The following is a 16,546-nucleotide window of genomic DNA, read 5'->3' on the forward strand; positions in this document are numbered from 1 at the left end:
GGCCGACGGGGGGCGTCCGCGGTTCAGGCCGCCACCGGCGCGCACAGTCCGACGAGTTCGTCCAGGGACAGGCCGAGCACCCGGGCCAGCGCCGCGACCGTGAAGAACGCGGGGGTCGGTGCGCGCCCGGTCTCGATCTTGCGGAGGGTCTCGGCGGAGATCCCGGCGCCCGCGGCCACCTCCGCCATGCTGCGAGGCCCGCGGGCCTCGCGCAGCAACAGCCCGAGCCGCTCGCCGCGTTCGCGCTCTTCGGGGGTCAACGGGTTGCGTACCATGCGCCCATTCTAATACCGGTCCTCCATAGCGCGACCGGTATAGTAATTGGCATTCTGCGGTATAGTAATTGGCATGGTGGAACTCAAGACAGATCCGTCGATCGATGCCATGCACGCGGCAGGGCAGGTCGTCGGCCGAGCCCTCACGGCGGTGCGGAACGCCGCCGGCGTGGGCGTCTCCCTGCTGGAACTGGACGAGGTGGCCCACGGGGTGCTGCGCCACGCGGGTGCGCGCTCGCCGTTCCTCGGCTACCGCCCCTCCTTCGCGCCGACCCCCTTCCCGGCGGTCATCTGCGCGTCCGTCAACGACGCGATCGTGCACGGGATCCCGGATGGCTACCGGCTGCGCGACGGCGACCTGGTCTCCATCGACTGCGGCGCCGAACTGGACGGCTGGGTCGGGGACTCGGCGATCAGCTTCGTCGTGGGCAGGCCCCGGCCCGAGGACCTGCGGCTGGTCGAGACCGCGGAGCGGGCACTCGCGGCCGGCATCGAGGCGGCCGTCGTCGGCAACCGCATCGGGGACATCGCCCATGCGATCGGCTCGGTGTGCCGGGCCGCCGGGTACGGCATCATGGACGATTTCGGCGGGCACGGTGTGGGCCGCAGGATGCACGAGGATCCCGCGGTCCCGAACGAGGGCCGCCCGGGCCGCGGACTCCGGCTGCGCCACGGCATGGTCCTGGCCATCGAGCCCATGCTCATCGGCGGCGGCACGGACAGCTATCACGCGGCCCCCGACGGCTGGACCCTGTGCACGGACGACGGCTCCCGTGCCGCGCACACGGAACACACGGTGGCGATCACGGCCGCGGGCCCGCGGGTCCTCACCGCACGGCAGGCCTCTTGAGGGAGCGAGCCGCCGTGACGCGTACGGCGTCCGTGGGACCTGCGGCGGAGCTGCGCGGACCCGTTCGGCCACGAGCGCCGCGGAGATCGCAGGCGGCCTCCCGGCACGCGGCTCCGGAGGTGCCCGCCGCAGGGGATCGTGCCATCGTGGTACGAGCGGCAGGCGCGCCCCACAGGTGTAGCCGGGCCCCGCCCGGGCACCCGGCACCGGCACGTCGATCAACGAGCGTGTCCCGGGCCCCGCCGGGACGCCGGAACGGATGGCCATGACCAGCGGGTTCAACGGTCCGCAGGGCTACGGCTCGGACCCCTTCGCAGAGTTCTTCTCCCGGATCTTCGGCGGACAGCGTCCCGGTCCCCGGCAGATCGATCTCGGACGGCTGCTGAGCGAGCCCGCCCGGCAACTGGTCGTCGGGGCGGCGCAGTACGCGGCCCAGCACGGCAGCCGCGATCTCGACACCCAGCACCTTCTGCGCGCCGCGCTCGCCGCCGAACCCACCCGGAGCCTGCTCAGCCGTGCCGGAACGGATCCCGACTCACTGGCGACGGAGATCGACCAGCGGTCCGGGCCGCCCCAGGGCTCGCGCGAGGCGCCGCCGCCCACCTCGCTCTCCCTGACGCCCGCCGTCAAACGCGCCCTGCTGGACGCGCACGAACTGGCCCGGGCGAGCGGCGCCGGGTACATCGGCCCGGAACATGTGCTCAGCGCCCTGGCCGCGAACCCGGACTCGGCCGCCGGGCACATCCTGCACTCCGCGCACTTCGCGCCTCCCTCCCCGCCGCCCGAGGTCGGGGAGGCCGCGCAGGCGCATCCGGAGCGGCCGCGGCCCAGCCCGACCCCCACTCTCGACAAGTACGGCCACGATCTCACCGGCCTCGCGCGCCAGGGCCGTATCGACCCGGTGATCGGGCGGGACGAGGAGATCGAGCAGACCATCGAGGTGCTCTCCCGCCGGGGCAAGAACAACCCCGTGCTCATCGGTGACGCGGGCGTCGGCAAGACCGCCATCGTGGAGGGACTCGCCCAGCGCATCGCCGACGGCGACGTGCCCGACATCCTCCTCGGCCGCCGGGTCGTCGCCCTGGACCTGACCGGGGTGGTCGCCGGCACCCGCTACCGGGGCGACTTCGAGGAGCGGCTCAACAACATCGTGGGCGAGATCCGCGCGCACTCGGACGAATTGATCGTCTTCATCGACGAGCTGCACACCGTGGTGGGCGCCGGTGGCGGCGGTACGGAGGGCGGGTCCATGGACGCGGGCAACATACTCAAGCCCGCCCTGGCCCGCGGTGAACTGCATGTCGTGGGCGCCACCACGCTGGTGGAGTACCGCCGTATCGAGAAGGACGCGGCGCTGGCCCGCCGTTTCCAGCCGATCCTGGTTCCCGAGCCGTCCGTCACGGACGCCATCGAGATCCTGCGCGGACTGCGCGACCGCTACGAGGCGCACCACCAGGTCCGCTACACCGACGAGGCGCTGGTCGCGGCCGTCGAACTGTCCGACCGCTATCTCACCGACCGTCATCTGCCGGACAAGGCGATCGACCTCATCGACCAGGCCGGGGCCCGGGTGCGGCTGCGCGCCCGGACCAAGGGCACGGACGTACGGGCCATGGAGCGCGAGGTCGAACAGCTGACCAGGGACAAGGACCAGGCGGTGGCCGACGAGCAGTACGAGCAGGCCACGCAGTTGCGGGACCGGATCACCGGGCTGAAGGAGCGGATCGGGCAGGCCTCCGGAGACACCCAGGCCGACGAGGGCCAGCACCTGGAGGTGACCGCCGAGGCCATCGCCGAGGTCGTCTCCCGGCTCACCGGAATCCCGGTCAGCCGGCTCACCGAGGAGGAGAAAGAACGGCTGCTCCAGCTCGAACAGCATCTGCACCAGCGGGTCGTCGGGCAGGACGAGGCGGTCAGCGTGGTCGCCGACTCGGTGCTGCGCTCTCGCGCGGGTCTGTCCAGCCCCGAACGGCCGATCGGCAGCTTCCTCTTCCTCGGTCCGACCGGCGTCGGCAAGACCGAACTGGCCCGCGCGCTGGCCGAGGTGCTGTTCGGCAGCGAGGAGCGCATGGTGCGGCTCGACATGAGCGAGTACCAGGAGCGGCACACCGTCAGCCGCCTGGTCGGCGCCCCGCCCGGGTACGTCGGCCACGAGGAGGCGGGCCAGCTCACCGAGGTGGTACGGCGGCACCCGTACTCGCTGCTGCTGCTCGACGAGGTCGAGAAGGCGCACCCGGACGTCTTCAACATCCTGCTCCAGGTCCTCGACGACGGCCGGCTCACCGACGCCCAGGGCCGCACGGTGGACTTCACCAACACGGTCATCGTCATGACCAGCAACCTCGGCTCCGAGGCCATCACCCGGCGCGGCGCGGGCATCGGGTTCGGTCCGGGCGGCCCGGACGCGGACGAGGAGGCGCGCCGGGAGCAGATCCTGCGTCCGCTGCGCGAGCACTTCCGGCCCGAGTTCCTCAACCGCATCGACGAGATCGTGATCTTCCGGCAGCTGACGGCCGAGCAGCTGCGGCGCATCACGGACCTGATGCTCGACAAGACACGCCGCCGGCTGCACGCCCAGGACATCCACGTCACGTTCACCGAGGCGGCCGTCGACTGGCTGGCACAGCGCGGCTTCCAGCCGGAGTACGGTGCCCGGCCGCTGCGCCGCACCATCCAGCGGGAGGTCGACAACCAGCTCTCCCGGCTGCTGCTGGACGGCCGAATCGAGCGGGACGGCCGGGTCGTGGTGGACGTCGCGGAAGGCGAACTCGTCTTCCGCACCGAGCCGCCCGCCGCACGGTCGGACGGGACGGGCTCCGCGCCCCAGGGCACCGCCACGGAGCCGGCCACGGCACCCCCGGCCGTGCAGGGCGGCGAGACGGCCCGCCCCGAAGGGAACGGGGCCGCCCGCCCCGAGTGAGCCGCGTGGCGGCTACGGCGCCGGGTTCACCACCATGGCGGACCCGCCGCCGCGCCGCACCGTCTCGGCCGCCGCGAGCCACTTGCCGCCGGGCAGCCGCTGCACACCGGTGGCGGCGCCGATCTCCGGATTCAGCTTGAAGGAGTGGCCGATCGCCTCGAGCTGCGCGCGCAGGGGACTGTCGTAGAGGGCGGGTTCGAGTTCGGTCTGGGCGGCGTTGCGCTGGCTGGCCCGCGGTGCGGCGATCGCGTCCACGAGCGGCAGATGCCGGTCGAGGAAGCCGGTCAGGGTCTGCAGCACGGTCGTGATGATGGTGGCGCCGCCGGGCGAGCCGAGCGCCACGACCGGCCGGCCCTGCTTGTCGAGCACGATCGTCGGCGAGATCGAGGAGCGCGGGCGCTTGCCGGGGCCGGGCAGGTTCGGGTCGTGGACGGCCGGGTCGGCGGGCGTGAAGGAGAAGTCCGTGAGCTCGTTGTTGAGGAGGAAGCCGCGGCCCGGGACGGTGATCGCGCTGCCGCCGGTCTGCTCGATGGTGAGCGTGTAGGAGACGACGTTGCCCCACTTGTCGGCGACCGTGAGGTGAGTGGTGTTGTCACCCTCGTACGTGGTGGGGGCCGCTTTGCCGCCGCTGCCGCAGGCCGCCGGGTGGCGGGGGTCGCCGGGCGCGAGCGGGCTCGTGAGCACCGCGTCGTCCTTGATCAGGCACGCGCGCGAGTCGGCGTACTTCTGCGACAGCAGCTCCTTCGTCGGCACGTCCTCGTAGACGGGGTCGCCGACCCAGCGCCCCCGGTCCGCGAACGCGATGCGGCTCGCCTCGATGAAGTGGTGCAGGTACTGGACCTCGCTCGCCTTGGACAGGTCTGTCCGCTCCAGGATGTTGAGGGCCTCGCCGACCGTCGTGCCGCCGGAGGAGGAGGGCGCGATCGAGTAGACGTCCAGGCCGCGGTACGAGGTCCTCGTGGGCGCCTGGAGCTTCGCGCGGTACGCCGCGAGGTCCTGCTCGGAGAGCCTGCCCGGGCGGGCGTTCCAGCCCGCGGCCGGGTCGACGGGCGGCTTGTTCACGGTGGCGACGATGTCCTCGCCGAGGTCGCCGTGGTAGATCGCGCCGATGCCCTTGCGGCCCAGCTCCTCGTAGGTCCGGGCGAGGTCGGGGTTCTTGAAGCTGGAGCCGACCGCGGGGAGCTGCCCTCCCGGCAGGAACAGCTCGGCCGTGTCCGGGAAGTACCGGAAGCGCGTCTCGTTGGACGCGGTCTGCGAGCGGAAGGTGTCGTCGACGGTGAACCCGTCGCGGGCTATCCGCTCGGCCGGCTTCAGGACGGTGCGAAGCCGCTCGGTGCCCCATTCGTCCAGCGCCTTCTGCCAGGTCGCGGCCGTGCCCGGGGTGCCCACACTCAGCCCGCTGCTGACCGCGTCGGCGAAGGCGAGCGCCTTGCCGTTCTCCACGAAGAGGCGGGAGTCCGCGGTGAGGGGGGCCGTCTCCCGGCCGTCGATCGTGTGGACGGTGCGCGACTTGGCGTCGTAGTAGACGAAGTAGCCGCCTCCGCCGATGCCCGCGGAGTAAGGCTCGGTGACGCCGAGCGCGGCGGCCGTGGCGACCGCCGCGTCCACCGCGTTGCCGCCCTTTCTGAGGACCTCGATACCGGCGGCGGTGGCGTCCGCGTCGACGCTGGACACGGCACCGCCGTAGCCCACGGCCACGGGGACCTTCCCGGGAGCCGGGCGGGCGGCCTGCGGCGGGGCCGCCGCTCCCACCGACACCACGGCGGCTGAGACCGCCAGGACCGCTAGATTCCGTGCGACAGGGCGACGCATTCGTACCTCCAGGCTCCTCCATGGCTGGGCTCGCCTCCGGGTGCCACAGCCGGTGTCCAGGGCCCGGTTGTGCTCAGCCCTTCAGGTCTCCGCGCTCCCCCGCGCCCGGTTTCGCTCGCAGGGGAGGCGGTCCCATGGCCCCTCGACACCGGCGCGCCCCATTGGCTCACTCGCCGCGACCGTCCGCCGAGCGTAACCGGATTGCCATGGTCCCGTCAGTCCCATCGAACACCGGTCCATCTTGGCCCGCTACCATGCGCGCCCATGAACGACGACGTGCGCAATATCGTCCTGGGAGTGGTCGCGGCCGGCATCAGCGCGGCCCTCGGCTGGCTGGCCCGTACGTATCTCTGGAGGCGGAAACTCCGTCGCAAGCAGGCATTCTTCGGGCTGCCCGACAACTCCGAGTCGCTGCTGGTGGTCAACCGCGACGCGGGCGGCCCCGAGCTGACGGTGACGCGCCACGACGTGTTCGCGCTGCTGGAGTTGTCCGCGCTCATCAAGGACTGCGGCGCCAACGCCCAGGTCATAGCGCACGACGCGGCCCAGCAGGGCTTCGGTGAGCGTACCGAGTTCTGTGTCGGCGGCCCGGCGTCGAACCGCCGGATGGCGGCGCATCTGCACTCCCTGCTGCCGGGCATCGAGGTGAACACCGACCCCGAACCGGGCCCGGAGCGCGGGGCGTTCAGAATAGGCGGCGAGCGCTACGGGCTGGAGGCCGGCAAGGCCGAGTTCGTGATCCTCGCGCGGCTCACCGCGGACCAGGGAAACGGCGCGCGGCCGGTCTTCCTGTTCTGCGGCCAGCGCGCGATCACCAACCAGGCGGCGACGCGCTATCTCGCGCGCCATCACGAGCGACTGGCGCGCAAGCACGGCGGCAACTCCTTCGTCCTGCTGCTGAAGGTCGTCAACTCGCAGGCGTACGGGCCGGATGTGGTCGAACTGGTGAAGGACGTCACCCGGGCCGCCCAGGCTCCCGCTCCGGTGCCGGCGCCCCGTAACTCCCACCGTGCCGCCTAGGTCCGTCCGCACGTCAACAATCGTTACTCCCACGTAACTTACCGACGGGTTACCTCCGGTAATGGCCTGAGGTTACCGTCTGGTCACTTTGCACTGAACGAGTGAGGAGTGACCCGTGGGAACTTCACGCAAGGCCCTGCGTACGACCGCCGTGGGTGCCGTCTCGGCGACGCTGATCGCCGGCAGTGCCCTTGGGCTCGCCCCTGCCGCACAGGCCTCCGGCGCCGTGCGGTTCGTCGACATCGCCGGCGACGGCGGCACGGTCCTCAAGGCGAACGTCGCCACGCCCCAGGGCGCCGACGGCACGCGGCGCTATCCGCTCGTCGTGCTTCCGACGAGCTGGGGTCTGCCGCAGGTCGAATACCTCACCCAGGCCCAGAGGCTCGCCGACTCCGGGTACGTCGTGGTCGCTTACAACGTCCGCGGGTTCTGGCAGTCCGGCGGCGAGATAGAAGTGGCGGGGCCGCCCGACATCGCCGACGCCTCCAAGGTCATCGACTGGGCGCTCGCCAACACACCTTCCGACTCCCGGCACATCGGCATGGCGGGCGTCTCCTACGGCGCCGGCATCAGCCTGCTGGCCGCCGCGCACGACAAGCGCATCAAGGCGGTCGCCTCGCTCAGCGGCTGGTCGGACCTGATCGGCTCGATCTACTCCGGCCGCACCCAGCATCTGCAGGCGGCGGCCCTGCTGGACGGCGCGGCGACGCTCACCGGCCGGGAGAGCCCCGAAGTCAGGCAGGTGTTCAACGACTTCTACGCCTCCAACCTGGCCAAGGAACAGGAACTCATCGCCTGGGGCAAGAAGCGCTCCCCCGCCACCTACCTCGATCAGCTCAACAGGAACGGCGCGGCGATCATGCTCGCCAACGCCTGGGGCGACACGATCTTCCCGGTCAACGGATACGCGGACTTCTACGAGAAGCTGAAGGTCCCGAAGAGACTCGAACTGCGGCCGGGCGACCACGCCACCGCCGAGCTGCCCGGACTGTTCGGGCTGCCCAACGACGTGTGGGGCGACACGCAGCGGTGGCTGGACCACTACCTCAAGGGTGTGGACAACGGCATCGACAGGGAGCAGCCCGTACAGCTCAAGTCCCGTTCCACGGACGGCTACGAGGGCTACCCGGACTGGAAGTCGGTGGCCGCGACCAGCAGGAAGATCGACCTCGCCGGCACCACCACGATCGACGCGAACGTCGATTCCGGCGCCGACGGCGGGGTCATCTTCCTCTCCAGCATCCTCGACCAGGTGGCACGGGTGCCCCCGATCGCCTCCATCCCGCTCCTCCCGCGCCGCTGGGCCGCCGTCTGGCAGTCGCAGAAGTCCGCCACCGCCCAGCGGATCCGCGGCACGGTGAGGCTGCACACCACGGTCACCGGCACCAAGGAGAGCGGCACCCTCGTCGCGTACCTGTACGACGTGGGCCCGCTCGGCCTCGGCAAGCTGGTCAGCAACGCGCCGTACACCTGGTACGGGCAGACGCCCGGCCAGCCGTTCGGCGTCGACCTGGAGCTGTTCTCCACGGCCTACGACGTACCGGCCGGGCACCGGCTCGCCCTGGTCGTCGACACGGTCGACCCGCTGTACATCGAGCACAACCCGTCCGGCGCGCAGCTGACCTTCTCCTCGCCGACGGACGATCCGTCCTATGTGTCCGTTCCGCTGCGCGAGCAGTGATCTCCGGCCGGCGCCGGCCGGGCCTGGCCCTGTGGCTGCCGCCCTCCTCCCCCTACGGTCCCGGGGCCGTGGGGGGAATCCCACCCGGCAGCAACGTCCCCGCCCCGGCCGTGGCGACGTCCACGGCCTCGGTCTTGGGACTGCGCCGCTCCCACCGGGACGCCCATTGCGCGACCCGCGAGAGCAACATGCACATCCCGATGTAGATCGGTGAGATCACCATCACCACAGGGATGAACGGCAAATCTAATCGAGGTTCGAGGCGATGAGCTTCCCGGCGTGAAGAAACTCCTCATAGGTGATCAGAAACCCGAGAGAGGTGTCCTTCAGCGCCACCACCAACTGGCTGATGATGGCGGGCAGCATGGCCCGTACGGCCTGCGGCACAAGGACGTACGACATGACCTGCGTCTTGCGCATACCGAGCGCGAAGGCCGCCTCCCGCTGGCCTCGGTCCACCGAGGCGATCCCGGAGCGGAACACCTCGGCGAGCACCGAGCCGTTGTAGAGGACGAGTCCCGCGACCAGTGCGGGCAGAGGCTGCACCTTCAGCGCCACGAAGATGAAGAAGATCATCACCAGCAGCGGCATGGCGCGGAAGAACTCGACGACGAGCGTCGACAGCCAGCGTACGGGGGCGTGTTCGGAGAGCCGTCCGGTGGCGAGGACCCCGCCGAGGGCCAGCGAGAGCACGGCCGCCATCGAGAAGGCCTTGAGCGTGTTGCCGAGGCCCCGCAGCAGAAGCTCCTGAATTCCCTTGTACTCGAAGGGCATCCACTTCGTGTACGAGAACTGGCCGGTGTCGACGAGGAGATACACGATCCAGGCGACGATTCCGAGAAGGACGACGGCGGCAACGGCCGCGAAGACGCGGTGCCGTTGCCGGGCCCTGGGGCCCGGGATGTCGTAGAGGGCCGTGGCGGCCGCGGCCTTGCCGGTCATCGCGCGATTCCCCAGCGGCGCTCCAGGAGGTTGAAGAGCGCGCTGATGGCGCCGGTGACGACCAGATAGCCGACGGCGATCCAGAAGAACGTCCAGACGACGTTGTAGCCGAGCTCGCTCAGCGTCCGGTAGGTGCCGAGCAGTTCGGTCACGCTGAAGGCGCCCGCGATCGCCGAGTTCTTGGCGAGCGCGATCAGGATCGAGCCGACCGGCGGGATCACCGAGCGGAAGGCCTGCGGCAGCACGATGTGCGACAGGGTCTGCCGGAAGGTCATGCCGAGACTGCGCGCCGCCTCACCCTGGCCGGTCGGCACCGTGTTGATGCCGGAGCGCAGTGCCTCGCAGACGAACGCCGAGGTGTAGCAGCCGAGTGCCAGCACGGCGAACACCATGAAGGGCAGCACGAGCCCGAAGCGCGGCAGCCCGAGCAGCACCGCGAAGAACAGCAGTGTGAGCGGGGTGTTGCGCAGGACCGTCACCCACGCGGTGCCGAAAGCCCTCAGGGAGCGCACGGGCGCGACCCGGAAGGAGGCCATCACGAAGCCGAGCACGAGGGCCAGCAGCGAGGAGTAGACGGTGAGTTCGACGGTGCCGAGGAAGCCCTCGGCGAAGACGGAGAAGTTGTCGGTCAGTACCTTCACACGTGCCTCGTTCAGGTCGCCGGATAGCGGTCGATCGCGGGCGGGGTCGGCGCGGGCACCCCGGACAGGCCGAGCGTCGCCTCGAACGCCTTCTTCCAGTCGCCGTCCTTGATACGGGCCTCCAGCGCGTCGTCGAGGGCGAACCGGAGGGCGTTGTCGCCGCGCGGAACGCCGATGCCGTAGGGCTCCTTCGAGAAGGGTCTGCCGACGACCCTGAGTTCCTTCGGAGCCTTCGCCGCGAAGCCGATGAGGATGGCGTCATCGGTGGTGACCGCGTCGACCTGGTACGTGAGCAGGTTGTCGACGCAGACGGAGTAGGTGTCGTAGGCGACCAGGACCGCCTTCGGATACTCCTTCTTGATCCGCTGGTACGGGGTCGAACCGGCCACCGAGCACACGCGTTTGCCGTCCAGGTCCCGCGAGCCGTCGATGCCGTGCTCGTCCTGGCGGACCAGCAGGTCCTGACCGGCCATGAAGTACGGGCCCGCGAATCCGACGAGCTTCTTGCGCAGGGCGTTGATGGTGTAGGTGCCGACGTAGTAGTCGATCTGCCCGTTCTGCAGGGCTGTTTCGCGGTTGGCGGAGGCGATGGTCAGGAAGCGGATCGTCTTCGGGGAGAGGCCGAGCGAGGCCGACATCATCCTCGCGATCTCGATGTCGAACCCGGAGTAGACACCCGTGGCCGGGTCCTTCTCGCCGAGGTAGGGCTGGTCCTCCTTGGCGCCGACGACGAAGTAGCCGCGCCTCCTCGCCCGCTCCCAGGTGGGCGAGCCGGGGAGCCGGAACCCCTGGGCCACTTGGTAGTGCGGGAGCCTGTCCGTCGCCGGCCCCTTGGTGGGCGGACTGCCCACCTTGCCGCAGGCGGCGGCCGCCGAAGCGACGAGCAGCGCGAGGGCGAGGCACACGGATCTGGTTCGGATCACGGATCGCACACCCCCGGGTCAGTGCTTGAGGATCTTGGACAGGAAGTCCTTGGCGCGGTCGCTGCGCGGATCGGTGAAGAACTCCTCGGGGGTGCGGTCCTCCACCAGCCGGCCCTCCGCCATGAAGACGACGCGGTGGGCGGAGGCGCGGGCGAAACCCATCTCGTGGGTGACCACGACCATCGTCATCCCGTCGCGGGCGAGCCGCCGTATGACCTCCAGGACCTCGTTGATCATCTCGGGGTCCAGGGCGGAGGTCGGCTCGTCGAACAGAAGCGCCTTGGGCTCCATGGCGAGGGCGCGGGCGATGGCGACGCGCTGCTGCTGGCCGCCGGAGAGCTGGGCCGGGTACTTCGACGCCTGGGAAGCCAGGCCGACGCGGTCGAGGAGTTCGAGGGAGCGCCGGTCGGCCTCGTCCCTGCTGCGCCGGCGGACCTTGACCGGGGCGAGCGAGACGTTCTGGAGGACGGTCTTGTGGGCGAAGAGGTTGAAGGACTGGAAGACCATGCCCACGTCGGCACGGAGGCGGGCGAGTGCCCTGCCCTCCTCGGGCAGCGGCCGGCCGTCGAGTCTGATCGTGCCGGACTGGATGGTCTCCAGCCGGTTGATCGTCCGGCAGAGCGTGGACTTGCCCGATCCCGACGGGCCGACGACCACGACCACCTCGCCCTTGCCGACCGTGAGCTCGATGTTCTGCAGGACGTGCAGGTCGCCGTACCACTTGTTCACGCCGTGAAGCTCGATCAGCGGATCGCCCGCCATGCCCAGCCCGTCCTACTCGCCGAGTGCCGCAGGCCCCGCAACCTATCCGGACGGGAACGGGCCCGACACCCGACACGCACCTTTCGGTGATTAGCCGTATTTACCGGGCGCTGAGGCTAGGCACTGGCCGCGGCACTGCTAGGCCTCGGTCACCTCGGCGTATACGTAGGAGAGTTCAGGGGCGCCCGTGGCGGCCCAGGTGTGCCCGTCGGCCACCACGTCGATCTCGCGCCCGGAGGCCAGCCGCACCACGGGATGGCCGTTCGGCCAGATCGACCAGGCGGCGCCGGCGACCGTACGGACGATCACCGTGCCCAGATACAGGCCCGCGTCGTTCCCGAGCCAGGGGAGGATCTCCTCGTCGTCGCGCCAGCGCGGCACCAGCTGGTCGAGCGCCTCCAGGGACGCGGCGGAGTCGTCGAGTTCGACACCGTCCTGCCCGGCCTGTGCGCGCAACAGCTCGCACTCGGAGAGGAGTTCGCCGACACCGGCCGCGTCGGTGTCGTCGTCGGAGAACACCGCCACACCGAATGCGGGGCCACGCTTCTTGCGCCAGTTGCCCAGGAAGGGGATGTTCATAGGCTCAGCGTGTCACCGGCGACACCGGTCGCACCATAGTGACACTGCCCAAACCGCCTACACCTCCAGGTCCACCACCACCGGCGCATGGTCGGAGGCGCCCTTGCCCTTGCGCTCCTCCCGGTCCACGTACGCGTCCTTGACCGCCGCCGCGAACGGCTTGTTGCCGTACACGAGGTCGATGCGCATACCGCGGTTCTTGGGGAAGCAGAGCTGACGGTAGTCCCAGTACGTGAACGGGTGGTCGTACTTCAGCGGACGCGGGACGACGTCGGCGAGGCCGGTCTCACGCAGGGAGGCCAGGGCCGCGCGCTCGGCAGGGGTGACATGCGTGGCGCCCTCGAAGGCGGCGACGTCGTACACGTCGTCGTCCGTCGGCGCCACGTTGTAGTCGCCGAGCACCGCGAACGGGCGGCTGCCGCCGGCGTCGCCCGCCACGGCCGCCTTCAGCGCCTCGAACCACTGGAGCTTGTACGCGTAGTGCGGGTGCTCCACCTCGCGGCCGTTCGGCACGTACACCGACCAGACGCGGACCGGGCCGCAGGTCGCGGAGAGGGCGCGGGGCTCCTCGACGCCCTCGTAGCCGGGGTCGCCGGGCAGGCCCTTGACGACGTCCTCGATGCCGACGCGGGAGAGCACCGCGACGCCGTTCCACCGGCCGGTGGCGTGGACCGCCGCCTCGTAGCCCAGCTCGCGCACCTGGTCGTAGGGGAACTGCTGCTCGGCGACCTTGGCCTCCTGCAGGCACAGCACGTCCGTGCCGCTGCTCTCCAGCCAGGCCAGGAGCCTCGGGAGGCGGGCGGTGATCGAGTTCACGTTCCAGGTCGCGATGCGCATGCCTCACAACCTACCCGGCGGGTGTGACAACGCGGTCCCGCGTCCCACGGAACCCCCCGCGGCCCGGCCTCCCCGGCTTCCCGGTGCTCAGACCTCCGCCGTCGCCCCCGGCGTCAGCCGCAGGTGCTCGGCGCCGCCCAGCGCCCCGATCTGGTGGTCGTAGATGGGACGGGCCAGATCCGTCAGAAGGGCGTCGTGGATGTCGTACGCGCGCCGCGGCCCGACCTCGCGGACGTAGTCGATGACTTCGGCGATCTTGTTCCAGGGGGCCATCACCGGAAGCATCAGCGTCTCGACCGGCTGATCGGGGACGGTGAGCGCGTCGCCGGGGTGGAAGACCTTGCCGTCGTCGACGAGATACCCGACGTTGGTGATACGCGGGATGTCCGGGTGGATCACGGCGTGCAGTTCGCCGTGCACCTGGACGTCGAAGCCGGCGGCGCTGAACGTGTCGCCGTGGCCGACGGTGTGCACGCGGCCCGGGAACGCCGCGGAGATCTGCTCCGCCACGGACGCGAGCGTCCAGATCTCGGCGGCAGGGTCCGCCTCCATCCCGGCCCGCAGCCGCTCCTCGCTGAAGTGGTCCATGTGCTCGTGCGTCACGAGGATGGCCTCTGCACCGACCGCGGCGTCCTCCTCGCTGAAGGCGCCCGGGTCGATGACGAGCCTGCGCCCGTCCTTCTCGAGCTGGATGCAGGCGTGCGACTTCTTCGTGAGCTTCATACGTCCATCCTGCCCCGGCCCGGGCAGCCGGGGCCCGCCGAACCTGGTGCTCCTGGTGCCCGGCTGACGATCATGCCTGTGGAGTCGTCTCCTCCCGGATGACCTGCTGGGCCACCTTGAACGCGCTGTTCGCGGCCGGTACGCCGCAGTAGACCGCGGCCTGGAGCAGCACTTCCTTGATCTCGCCGGGAGTGAGCCCGTTGCGCAGGGCCGCCCGGGTGTGGAAGGCGAGTTCCTCCAGGTGGCCGCCCGCCACCAGCGCGGTGAGCGTGACACAGCTGCGCGCGCGCCGGTCGAGGCCCGGCCGGTCCCAGATCTCGCCCCACGCGTACCGGGTGATGAACTCCTGGAAGTCCCCGGAGAAGTCGTCCGCCGCGGCGAGCGCCCGGTCGACGTGCGCGTCACCGAGCACCTCGCGGCGGACCTTGATCCCCGCGTCGTACGGGTCGGGCCTGCCCCCGGGCTCGAGCGGTACGGCCACCGGGGCGATCTCGGCCCGGGGGGCCACCAGCGGCGCCGCGGACAGGACCGGTTTCACCGGAGACGCGGTGATCGCCGCCATCTGGCCGGTCACCGCGTCGAATCCGGGCTGCCACGCGGTCGAGAAGTGGTGGACCAGCAGATCCGTGACCGCCGCGGGCTGCTCGACGGGCACCAGATGGGAGGCGCCGGGGACGACCGCGAGCCGCGCGTCGGGTATCCCGGCGACCAGGGTCCGCGCCTGGGCGGGACCGGTGATCCGGTCGTCGGAGCCGACCAGGACGAGGGTGGGAACGCCGATACGGCCGAGTGCGGCCCGTGCGTCGAACGCGGCGAGCGCCTCGCAGGCCGCGATGTAGCAGCCGGGGTCCGTGGTGCGCACCATCTGCACCGCCCACTCGGTGATCGCGGGCTGGGCGGCCGCGAACCCGGAGGTGAACCAGTGCTCCGGGGACATCCGGGCGATCGGGTCGAGCCCGTTGGACCGGACGATCACTCCGCGCTGGCGGAACTCGTCGGCCGTGCCGAAGCGTGGGGAGGCGGCGATCAGGGCGAGGGAGGCGAGGCGTTCGGGGTGGCGCAACGCCAGTTCGACCCCGATGGCACCGCCGAGCGCGCAGCCCGCGTAGCCGAAGCGCTGCACACCGACGCTGTCCAGGGTGGCGAGGAGCCGGGTGGTCAGGTCGGTGACGGAGCCCGCCGGGTGCGCGGGGGCGCCGCCGTGCCCGGGTAGATCGAAGCGGAAGATGCGCCACTGCCTGGCGAGTTCCGGGACCTGGCGGTCCCACATGTGCCATGTTGTCCCGAGCGACGGCCCCAAGATCAGGACCGGGGCGTCTTCTGGCCCGTCAAAGCGGTATTGCAGGGGTGCGGCAGTCGTCTCACTCACTCGACTCACGCTCTCACATCCGACCATTTCTCATGAGCAGGGGTCGCAACCCCATGCGAGCCGTCCCACTTCGTGGCCGCTTTGCGAAGATCTTTCGCGGCCGGCTTCACAGGTGCTCCCCGCGGTCCTCACCTGGCGGAGTCCGGCCCGCCGCCGGCACTCCGGGCGGCGGGCCCGGGCAGGGTCTGCGGATGGGTGGCCCCTCCCGGGGAGTCCCACGGCCGCGGCCCGTGGCTGCCACGGTGGTGACCCGCAGGCCCTCGGCCCGCCCCGGTCGGTCTCGCGTCTGCCGGTGTGCCCGTTCGCCGATCTGCCGGTCAGCACCTCCTGCGGGTCGGCTGACCCGCAGGAGGTGCCCGGCTGCCGATCTCACCGATCTGCCGACCGTCAGACGGCCGAGCTTTGTCGATCTGTCGGTCTGTCGGCCTGTCGGCCTGTCGGCTTCGTGGTCCGGAGCCGTCAGTGGTCGTCGCGGCCGCCGTGCGAGCCGCCGCCGTGGCGGTCGTCCCCGCCGTCGTGCGAGCCGCGCTCATGGTGGTCGTCCCCGCCGTCGTGCGAGCCGCGCCCATGGTGGTCGTCACCAGCGGGGTCGTCCGCGCCGCGACCCCGCGCACCGCCGCGGTCGTCGCCGGCCGGGTCGTCCGCGCCGCGACCCCGCACATCGCCGCGGTCATCGCCGGCCGGGTCGTCGGCGTGGTGCCGGGCCTCGGGGCTCCCGTCGCCGGAGCGGCCGTGATGCGCGGTCGGGTGGTCGTCGGCGTGCGGCCGGTCCTCCACGGCGACGCCCGGGATGCCCTGGGTCGCCGGTGCGGTGCGGGAGTCGTCCCGGCCGGTGCGGGCACCGTGGTCCGTGCCCGAGTGTCGGCCGTGGTCGTCCGTGCCCGAGTGGCGGCCGTGGTCGTCCGCGCCCCGGTCGTCCGTGCCGTGCCGCTGGTGGTGCGTCGACGGGGTGACCGGGCCGGGGGCCTGGTGGCCGGCCGGTGAGGCGACGGCCGTGGCGGTGACGGCGCCTCCGCCGATCACGGCCGCCGCGACGCACACGGCTGCGACGGTTCGACGGCGGCCGGTGAGCCGGAAGATGCTCATGATGTGTCCCCTCCTTCGCTCCGCGGCCGGTCCGCGGAGTCCGTCCGGCGCCTTCACCGGACGGGAACCACCGTGCGCCACGCATCCTGAAGCCAGGCTGAAGCAACCTGAAGCCGTCTTCAGGAA

Annotated in this window: 14 protein-coding genes and 1 pseudogene; 4 read left to right on the top strand and 11 right to left on the bottom strand. The window is 71.1% G+C overall.

Annotated elements, in window-relative coordinates; all coding sequences use genetic code 11:
• Nucleotides 1-23: 23 nt before the first annotated feature.
• Complete coding sequence (locus tag ABZ904_RS18510) at nt 24-275, bottom strand: helix-turn-helix transcriptional regulator (RefSeq protein ID WP_359398223.1); 252 nt, start codon at nt 273-275, stop codon at nt 24-26.
• A gap of 73 nt (nt 276-348) precedes the next feature.
• On the opposite strand from ABZ904_RS18510, the gene map reads away from it, so the two are divergent.
• Together map and ABZ904_RS18520 are read left to right on the top strand one after the other, a co-directional pair.
• A complete protein-coding gene (map, locus tag ABZ904_RS18515; RefSeq protein ID WP_361824354.1) occupies nt 349-1,125 on the top strand; it encodes a type I methionyl aminopeptidase in 777 nt (258 codons plus the stop codon).
• A gap of 265 nt (nt 1,126-1,390) precedes the next feature.
• A complete protein-coding gene (locus tag ABZ904_RS18520; RefSeq protein WP_359398227.1) occupies nt 1,391-4,045 on the top strand; it encodes an ATP-dependent Clp protease ATP-binding subunit in 2,655 nt (884 codons plus the stop codon).
• Nucleotides 4,046-4,057: 12 nt separating this feature from the next.
• On the opposite strand, the gene ggt is transcribed toward ABZ904_RS18520, so the two are convergent.
• Nucleotides 4,058-5,857, bottom strand: coding sequence for a gamma-glutamyltransferase (gene ggt, locus ABZ904_RS18525; protein ID WP_359398229.1), 1,800 nt, complete (start codon nt 5,855-5,857; stop codon nt 4,058-4,060).
• Nucleotides 5,858-6,121: 264 nt separating this feature from the next.
• Here ggt and ABZ904_RS18530 point away from each other — a divergent pair, with 264 nt between their 5' ends.
• Both ABZ904_RS18530 and ABZ904_RS18535 read left to right on the top strand, forming a co-directional pair.
• Complete coding sequence (locus ABZ904_RS18530) at nt 6,122-6,877, top strand: hypothetical protein (RefSeq protein ID WP_361824359.1); 756 nt, start codon at nt 6,122-6,124, stop codon at nt 6,875-6,877.
• 115 nt (nt 6,878-6,992) lie between these two features.
• Complete coding sequence (locus ABZ904_RS18535; protein ID WP_361824362.1) at nt 6,993-8,558, top strand: alpha/beta fold hydrolase; 1,566 nt, start codon at nt 6,993-6,995, stop codon at nt 8,556-8,558.
• Nucleotides 8,559-8,610: 52 nt separating this feature from the next.
• Here the strand turns inward: ABZ904_RS18535 and ABZ904_RS18540 are convergent.
• The 9 genes and pseudogenes from ABZ904_RS18540 to ABZ904_RS18580 form a co-directional block, all read right to left on the bottom strand.
• A pseudogene (locus ABZ904_RS18540) lies at nt 8,611-9,500 on the bottom strand (amino acid ABC transporter permease).
• The gene (locus ABZ904_RS18545; RefSeq protein WP_361824365.1) at nt 9,497-10,141 is read right to left on the bottom strand and encodes an amino acid ABC transporter permease; all 645 of its coding nucleotides are present in this window, start codon (nt 10,139-10,141) and stop codon (nt 9,497-9,499) included. The pseudogene ABZ904_RS18540 and the gene ABZ904_RS18545 overlap by 4 nt, the downstream one beginning before the upstream one ends.
• An 11-nt stretch (nt 10,142-10,152) precedes the next feature.
• Entirely contained in the window at nt 10,153-11,064 is a 912-nt protein-coding gene (locus ABZ904_RS18550) for a glutamate ABC transporter substrate-binding protein (protein WP_361824368.1), read from the bottom strand.
• Nucleotides 11,065-11,082: 18 nt separating this feature from the next.
• The gene (locus tag ABZ904_RS18555) at nt 11,083-11,826 is read right to left on the bottom strand and encodes an amino acid ABC transporter ATP-binding protein (protein WP_360994587.1); all 744 of its coding nucleotides are present in this window, start codon (nt 11,824-11,826) and stop codon (nt 11,083-11,085) included.
• A 138-nt stretch (nt 11,827-11,964) separates the two neighbouring features.
• Entirely contained in the window at nt 11,965-12,405 is a 441-nt protein-coding gene (locus tag ABZ904_RS18560) for a DUF6278 family protein (RefSeq protein ID WP_359403739.1), read from the bottom strand.
• A 57-nt stretch (nt 12,406-12,462) separates the two neighbouring features.
• Nucleotides 12,463-13,242, bottom strand: a complete 780-nt coding sequence (locus ABZ904_RS18565) for an exodeoxyribonuclease III (RefSeq protein ID WP_359403742.1) — start codon at nt 13,240-13,242, stop codon at nt 12,463-12,465.
• Nucleotides 13,243-13,329: 87 nt separating this feature from the next.
• Nucleotides 13,330-13,965: an MBL fold metallo-hydrolase gene (locus ABZ904_RS18570; protein WP_359403745.1), complete on the bottom strand. Its 636-nt coding sequence runs from the start codon at nt 13,963-13,965 to the stop codon at nt 13,330-13,332.
• 70 nt (nt 13,966-14,035) lie between these two features.
• Complete coding sequence (pcaC, locus tag ABZ904_RS18575; RefSeq protein ID WP_359403747.1) at nt 14,036-15,334, bottom strand: 4-carboxymuconolactone decarboxylase; 1,299 nt, start codon at nt 15,332-15,334, stop codon at nt 14,036-14,038.
• Between the two features lie 459 nt (nt 15,335-15,793).
• Complete coding sequence (locus ABZ904_RS18580; protein WP_360994595.1) at nt 15,794-16,420, bottom strand: hypothetical protein; 627 nt, start codon at nt 16,418-16,420, stop codon at nt 15,794-15,796.
• Nucleotides 16,421-16,546: the final 126 nt, after the last annotated feature.

The sequence above is a fragment of the Streptomyces sp. NPDC046900 genome, assembly GCF_040644975.1.
GTDB lineage: Bacteria > Actinomycetota > Actinomycetes > Streptomycetales > Streptomycetaceae > Streptomyces.